Raw genomic sequence first — 6,612 nt, 5'->3', positions numbered from 1 at the left:
GACCGACCGGGGGTCTCTTATTACATAATCCCCCCCCCCCCCGCCCCCCCGTCCCCCCGCGCCCGCCCCCCCCCCGCACCCCCGGGGGCCGCCTCTCGTCGTACGGGGAGGTGCGGGGGATCAGCCCTGGTCGGCCTTCTCCAGCGCGGTGCAGCAGGTGTCGACGATCAGCCGCGTGACGACGTAGGGGTCGACGTTGGCGTTCGGGCGACGGTCCTCGATGTAGCCCTTCCGGTCCTGCTCGACCTGCCACGGGATACGGACCGAGGCGCCGCGGTCGGAGACGCCGTAGCTGTACTCGTTCCACGGGGCGGTCTCGTGCAGACCGGTCAGACGCTCGTCGATGCCGGCGCCGTAGTTCTTGACGTGGTCGAGCGGCTTCGAGCCCTCGCCCAGCGCCTCGCACGCGGTGATGATCGGGTCGTAGCCCTCACGCATCGCCTTGGTGGAGAAGTTGGTGTGCGCACCGGCGCCGTTCCAGTCGCCCTTGACCGGCTTCGGGTCGAGGGTGGCGGAGACGTTGAAGTCCTCGGCGGTGCGGTAGAGCAGCCAGCGGGCGACCCACAGCTGGTCGGAGACCTCCAGCGGGGAGAGCGGGCCGACCTGGAACTCCCACTGACCGGGCATGACCTCGGCGTTGATGCCGGAGATGCCGAGACCGGCCTTGAGGCAGTTGTCGAGGTGCTTCTCGACGATCTCGCGGCCGAAGATCTCGTCCGAGCCGACACCGCAGTAGTAGCCGCCCTGCGCGGCCGGGAAGCCGCCCTCGGGGAAGCCGAGCGGACGGTGGCCCGAGAAGAAGGTGTACTCCTGCTCGATGCCGAAGATCGGCTCCTGCGAGGCGAAGCGCTCGGACACCGGACGCAGCGCGGCGCGGGTGTTGGTCGCGTGCGGCGTCATGTCGATGTTGAAGACCTCGCACAGCACGAGGACGTCGTCACCGCCGCGGATCGGGTCCGGGCAGCTGAAGACCGGCTTCAGCACGCGGTCGGAGGCGTGGCCCTCGGCCTGGTTCGTGCTCGAACCGTCGAAGCCCCAGATGGGCAGCTCCGCGCCGTCGGCCAGGATCCGCGTCTTCGAACGCAGCTTGGCGGTCGGCTCGGTGCCGTCTATCCAGATGTACTCAGCCTTGAAGGTCACGGAAGCCATCCTTTGCGGTGCTGCGAGGTCTATGCGCGCAGCTTGGCAAGACGCGATTTCCCATCCGTTGCCCCAATGTGAACCCCGTGTTACCAACGTTTTCCGTGCGTGAACCGCGTCACAGCCCCGGCCCGTCCCGCCCTCCGGCGCCCCCGGCCGTACGGGGACGAGCCGCGGCGCCGGCCGCGCCCCCCTCCGCCCGCACACCCCGGCGAGCCCGTCGTATACGGGGCCGCGCTCGCGGGCCGTAACCGGCCGGGCCGCACACTGGTACCCATGACGACTTCCGCGACCCCCCTGCGCATCGGACTGCTCGGCACCGGTCCGTGGGCCCGCAAGACCCACGCCCCCGCCCTCGCCGCCCACCCCGGCGCCGAGCTGAGCGGGGTGTGGGGCCGCCGCCCGGAAGCGGCGACCACCCTGGCCGACGCCCACGGAGTCCCGGCCTTCACCGGGGACGACGGCCTCGACGCGCTGTTCGCCGCCAGCGACGCCGTCGCCGTCGCGCTGCCGCCGGACGTGCAGGCCCCGGTCGCCGCCCGGGCGGCTGCCGCCGGATGCCACCTCCTGCTCGACAAGCCGGTCGCCACCACGGCGGCCGGCGCCCACGAGGTCGCCGAGGCCGCCGCCCGGACCGGCGTCGCCTCCGTCGTCTTCTGCACCCTGCGCTTCGCCCCCGCGACGGCCGCCTGGATCGCCGAACAGGCCGCACGGGAAGGGTGGTTCACCGCCCGCGGCCAGTGGCTCGGCGCGCTCTACGCCCCCGGATCCACCAGCGAGTACGCCGCCTCCCCGTGGCGCCGGGACAAGGGCGGCCTCTGGGACGTGGGCCCGCACGTCCTCTCCGTACTCCTCCCCGTCCTCGGCGACGTCACCGGACTGACCGCCGTCCGGGGCCCGTCCGACACCGCGCACCTGGTGCTCCGCCACACCTCCGGCGCCTCCAGCACCGCCACCCTCGGCCTGGCCGCCCCGTCCGGCGCGGCCGGTACGGACATCGAACTCCGCGGCGAGCACGGCGTCGTCACCCTGCCCCGCTGGGGCGGCGCCCTGGAGGCCTTCGCCGGAGCCGTCGACGCACTGGCAGAAGCCGTACGCACCGGAGAACCACACCCCTGCGACGTACGGTTCGGGACGCGCCTGACCGAGCTGCTGGCGGAGGCCGAAGCGCAGATGGGCCCGGCGGACCCGGCCTGAGCCCTCTCACCCGGAGCGGCGTGCCAGGAGGCCGGGGCCGACCCGCCCCGGCCCGGGCGCGGCGCTCACTCCGTGCGCCCCAACGCTTCCCGTACCGCCTCCTCCGAGCGCGCCACCACGGCCGTGCCGTCGTCCGCGGTGATGATCGGCCGCTGGATCAGCGCCGGTTCGGTGGCGAGGGCCCCGATCCAGCGGTCGCGTTCCGCCGCCTTGTGGGGCCAGTCGCCGATCCCCAGCTCCTTCGCCACGGCCTCCCCGGTCCGGGTGATGTCCCACGGCTCCAGCCCGAGCCGGTCCAGCACCGCCCGGATCTCGTCCGGCGTCGGCACGTCCTCCAGATACCTGCGCACGGTGTACGAAGCTCCCTCCGCGTCCAGCAGCGAAACGGCACTTCGGCACTTCGAGCAACGCGGATTGATCCAGATCTCCATGGCACCGAGGATACGGCGGCAGAGACCCGGAGCGCGGGCCGAAATCCCCTCTGGCCAGGGGCGATTGTCAGTGCGAGGCGGTAAAATGGAGGCAGTTCGTGAGGGTTCCACCACCGCGCCAGGAGGTTGCCGATGGCCGTCGCCGCAGTCACGACCAAGCCGCTCGACCCGACGCTCCACGCCCCGTTCCTACCGATGCAGCCGTTCGCCGCGCCGCAGCCCAAGAAGAGGCTCCCGGCGGGCCGTCCCCGCGAGTGGTACATCGCCCACAACCGCCGCCTGAAGGCCATGCGGCTGACGATCGCCCTGCTCGACTCCGGCGTCTACCAGCCCTCCAGCGCCAGCAACCACCGCATCCGCCGCGCCGCCGAGCGCCTCGGCATCCACCCGCCGTCCGACGCCACCTGCCGCATGGTCCGCACCCTGATCCGCTACGGCCGCTGACGGCTCCGTCCGCAGAAGGCGGCTCCGTCCCGCAGAAAGCCGCGCCCCGTGTTCCCGGCTCTCCGGGGGCGCGGGGCGCGGCCGTCCGGCCGCCGACTCGTTGTCAGTGCCGACCGGCAGACTCCCGGCATGTCACTCGCCACCCTGACCTTCGACCACTGGTGCGCCCTGGAGGGCCCCACCGCACACCACCGCGCCGAGGAGGCCGCCCGCCAGGCGGGCGGCACCCTGGCCGAGTGGGAGAGCGACCCGGCGCGGGGCAGGGTCCCGCACCGTGCGGTGATCGAGCGGGACGGACAGCGGTTCGCCCTCGTACCCGGCGGCCGGGTGCGGGTCGGATTCGACCTGGCCGCGTGGCGCCCGAGCCCCGAGCAACTCACTTCCTACCGTGAGGAGACCATCGCGGGCGGCTTCGGCTTCGACACCGACCTCTCCACCCACCTGGCCCGGGTCCTGACCCCCCGCCGCACCGTCACCCTCCCCACCGTCCTCATGGCGGTGGAGGCCGAGCCGCTGTCCGGCGTACCGTCCGAGGTACCCGGCCTTCTCGCCGCCCGCGGCCTGCGTCCGCCCACCCCCGACGAGTGGGAGCACGCCTGCGGCGCCGGCGCCGAAACCCTGTTCCGCTGGGGCGACACGTACCCCACCGACCACTCCCCGTACGGCGACGGGACCGGCCCGCACCGCCTGCCCAACGCCTTCGGCCTGCGCATCGGCTACGACGTGTACGAGGCGGAGATGACCGGCGACCCCGCGCGCGTCCACGGCGGCGACGGCGGTGAGGCCGTCTGCGGCGGCTACGGCACCTTCCTCGGCTGGCTGCCCCTGGCCACCGCCCACCACACCCCGGGGATCGCTGAGTTCCTGCACTCGCCCGACGGCGAGGACCTGTACGAGGACTTCTCCGTCCGGCCGGTCGTCGAGCTGGGGTGACGGGGGGCGGACGAACGAAAGGAGCGTCGCCGCCACCCGCCAGGGGTGGAGGCGACGCTCCTTTACGAACGGAAGCCGTCCCGGGAGACCGGGAGCTGCCTCTTAGAGGTCGAAGTACAGCTCGAACTCGTGCGGGTGCGGACGCAGCTGGATCGGGGCGATCTCGTGGGTGCGCTTGTAGTCGATCCACGTCTCGATCAGGTCGGAGGTGAAGACACCGCCGGCCTGGAGGTACTCGTTGTCCTGCTCCAGCGCGTCGAGGACGGCCGGGAGCGAGGTCGGGACCTGCTGGACGTTGGCGTGCTCCTCCGGAGCCAGCTCGTACAGGTCCTTGTCGATCGGCTCGGCCGGCTCGATCTTGTTCTTGACGCCGTCGAGGCCGGCCATCAGGAGCGCCGCGAACGCGAGGTACGGGTTCGAGGACGGGTCCGGGGCACGGAACTCGACGCGCTTGGCCTTCGGGTTCGAGCCGGTGATCGGGATGCGCATCGCGGCGGAGCGGTTGCGCTGCGAGTACACCATGTTGACCGGGGCCTCGAAACCGGGGACCAGGCGGTGGTACGAGTTCACCGTCGGGTTGGTGAAGGCCAGCAGCGACGGGGCGTGCTTGAGGATGCCGCCGATGTAGTAGCGAGCCATGTCCGAGAGGCCGGCGTAACCCTGCTCGTCGTAGAAGAGCGGCGAACCGTTCTGCCACAGCGACTGGTGCACGTGCATGCCCGAGCCGTTGTCGCCGAAGATCGGCTTCGGCATGAAGGTCGCGGTCTTGCCGTTGCGCCAGGCGACGTTCTTCACGATGTACTTGAAGAGCATCAGGTCGTCGGCCGCGGCGAGCAGCGTGTTGAACTTGTAGTTGATCTCGGCCTGGCCGGCGGTGCCGACCTCGTGGTGCTGGCGCTCGACCTGGAGGCCGTTCTTGTCCAGCTCCAGGGAGATCTCGGCACGCAGGTCGGCGAAGTGGTCGACCGGCGGGGTCGGGAAGTAGCCGCCCTTGTAACGGACCTTGTACCCGCGGTTGTTCTCGACCGCACCGGTGTTCCAGGCGCCGGCCTCGGAGTCGATGTGGTAGAAGCTCTCGTTCGCCGACGTCTGGAAGCGGACGTTGTCGAAGACGTAGAACTCGGCCTCGGGACCGAAGTAGGCGGTGTCGGCGAAGCCGGTGGAGGCGAGGTACGCCTCGGCCTTCTTGGCCACGTTCCGCGGGTCACGGCTGTACTGCTCGCCGGTGATCGGGTCGTGGATGAAGAAGTTGATGTTGACCGTCTTGTCGCGGCGGAAGGGGTCCACCCGAGCGGTCGACAGGTCGGCGCGGAGCGCCATGTCGGACTCGTGGATGGCCTGGAAGCCGCGGATCGACGAACCGTCGAAGGCGAGTTCCTCGGCCGGGTCGAAGCTCGCTGCCGGGATGGTGAAGTGCTGCATCACACCGGGCAGGTCGCAGAAGCGGACGTCGATGAACTTCACGTCGTTGTCCGCGACGTACTTCTGCACTTCGTCGGCGTTCTGGAACATCCAACTCCTCCTACTCCCGGCCCGGAGGGGACGGGGTTGTAGCTCGTGTGTGTCGCCAGTGCGGTGGCGCACGTTGAGGGCGACCTTAGGCAGACGGGATTTCCCAAGCATGACCCATTTGTTTCGCCCAAGTTAACCGGGCGCGCTGTGGGGGACACCCCAACGCCCCATCCCGTGCCCCGGGCGGCAGGAAGCAAACCCGCTCGCAGTACCGTGGTCGGGTGGACAACAGGCAAGCAATCGGATCGTGGCTCTCCGGCCCCCAGGCCGCCGCCGAGGACATGGGCGTCGACTTCGGCTACCGGGGCAAGCGCCTCGGGCTGCCCGAGGAGGGGCCGGGATCGGTGGCCCCGCTCGGCCGCCGCTTCGGCGCGATCTTCATCGACTGGGCGCTCTGCCTGGTGATCGCATACGGGCTCATCGCTCCCGGTGACCAACAGGCCGCCGGTAACTGGGCGTTGCTCGTCTTCCTGGTCATGAGCTTCCTCACCGTCGGCACCCTCGGCTTCACTCCCGGCAAGCGCCTGCTGCGCCTGCGGGTGGTCTCCCAGGACGGCGGGCGGTTCGGTCTGGTGCGCGTCCTCGTACGGAGCGTGCTGCTGGTCCTGGTGATCCCGGCTCTCATCTGGGACCGCGACGGGCGCGGACTGCACGACCGGCTCTCCCGGTCCGTCCAGGTCCGCCTCTGACCCTCCTGGACGCCCTCGACGGCACCCTGGGGCAACCGGAGCCCGGAGCCCCTCCCGCGGCCCCGTGAACGGGGCCGGGAGCGTTCCGCCATTCGGACAACCGCATCCGTACGGTGACCCGGCGCGTTCACCATGTGGACGCCCGAGGTCTGCGGGGACGCGACCGGCGCAACAGGGCCGGGGCCGGCCGTATGACGTACCCGCACCACCGCGACGACGCGATACGAAGAGGGGCGGGCGCGCCCCGCGGGGGGGGGCGCCCCCCC

The 6,612-nt window shown here is 71.2% G+C and carries 7 protein-coding genes; 4 read left to right on the top strand and 3 right to left on the bottom strand.

The annotated features are described in order from the left end of the window. Positions 1-120: 120 nt before the first annotated feature. Positions 121-1,140, bottom strand: a complete 1,020-nt coding sequence (gene glnII, locus ACFWEE_RS32515) for a glutamine synthetase (protein ID WP_386894831.1) — start codon at positions 1,138-1,140, stop codon at positions 121-123. A 276-nt stretch (positions 1,141-1,416) separates the two neighbouring features. Here glnII and ACFWEE_RS32510 point away from each other — a divergent pair, with 276 nt between their 5' ends. After that, positions 1,417-2,337 (top strand): Gfo/Idh/MocA family protein, encoded by a 921-nt coding sequence (locus ACFWEE_RS32510; RefSeq protein WP_386894829.1) that lies wholly within the window; start codon positions 1,417-1,419, stop codon positions 2,335-2,337. Positions 2,338-2,402: 65 nt separating this feature from the next. Here ACFWEE_RS32510 and ACFWEE_RS32505 read toward each other — a convergent pair whose 3' ends face one another. Beyond that, positions 2,403-2,768, bottom strand: a complete 366-nt coding sequence (locus ACFWEE_RS32505) for an ArsC/Spx/MgsR family protein (protein ID WP_386894827.1) — start codon at positions 2,766-2,768, stop codon at positions 2,403-2,405. Positions 2,769-2,900: 132 nt separating this feature from the next. Here ACFWEE_RS32505 and ACFWEE_RS32500 point away from each other — a divergent pair, with 132 nt between their 5' ends. After that, positions 2,901-3,212, top strand: a complete 312-nt coding sequence (locus ACFWEE_RS32500) for a hypothetical protein (RefSeq protein WP_386894825.1) — start codon at positions 2,901-2,903, stop codon at positions 3,210-3,212. A 129-nt stretch (positions 3,213-3,341) separates the two neighbouring features. Continuing rightward, the gene (locus ACFWEE_RS32495; RefSeq protein ID WP_386894823.1) at positions 3,342-4,145 is read left to right on the top strand and encodes a hypothetical protein; all 804 of its coding nucleotides are present in this window, start codon (positions 3,342-3,344) and stop codon (positions 4,143-4,145) included. A gap of 102 nt (positions 4,146-4,247) precedes the next feature. Here ACFWEE_RS32495 and glnA read toward each other — a convergent pair whose 3' ends face one another. Beyond that, positions 4,248-5,657 (bottom strand): type I glutamate--ammonia ligase, encoded by a 1,410-nt coding sequence (gene glnA, locus ACFWEE_RS32490; protein ID WP_386894821.1) that lies wholly within the window; start codon positions 5,655-5,657, stop codon positions 4,248-4,250. A 221-nt stretch (positions 5,658-5,878) separates the two neighbouring features. Between glnA and ACFWEE_RS32485 the strand changes: the two genes are divergently transcribed. Next, positions 5,879-6,346 (top strand): RDD family protein, encoded by a 468-nt coding sequence (locus tag ACFWEE_RS32485; protein WP_327175344.1) that lies wholly within the window; start codon positions 5,879-5,881, stop codon positions 6,344-6,346. Positions 6,347-6,612 lie beyond the last annotated feature (266 nt).

The sequence above is a fragment of the Streptomyces sp. NPDC060184 genome (genome assembly GCF_042728795.1).
Lineage (GTDB): Bacteria > Actinomycetota > Actinomycetes > Streptomycetales > Streptomycetaceae > Streptomyces.
The sequence above is the reverse complement of the archived record's forward strand: the minus strand, read 5'-3'. Positions and strand labels throughout refer to the sequence as shown.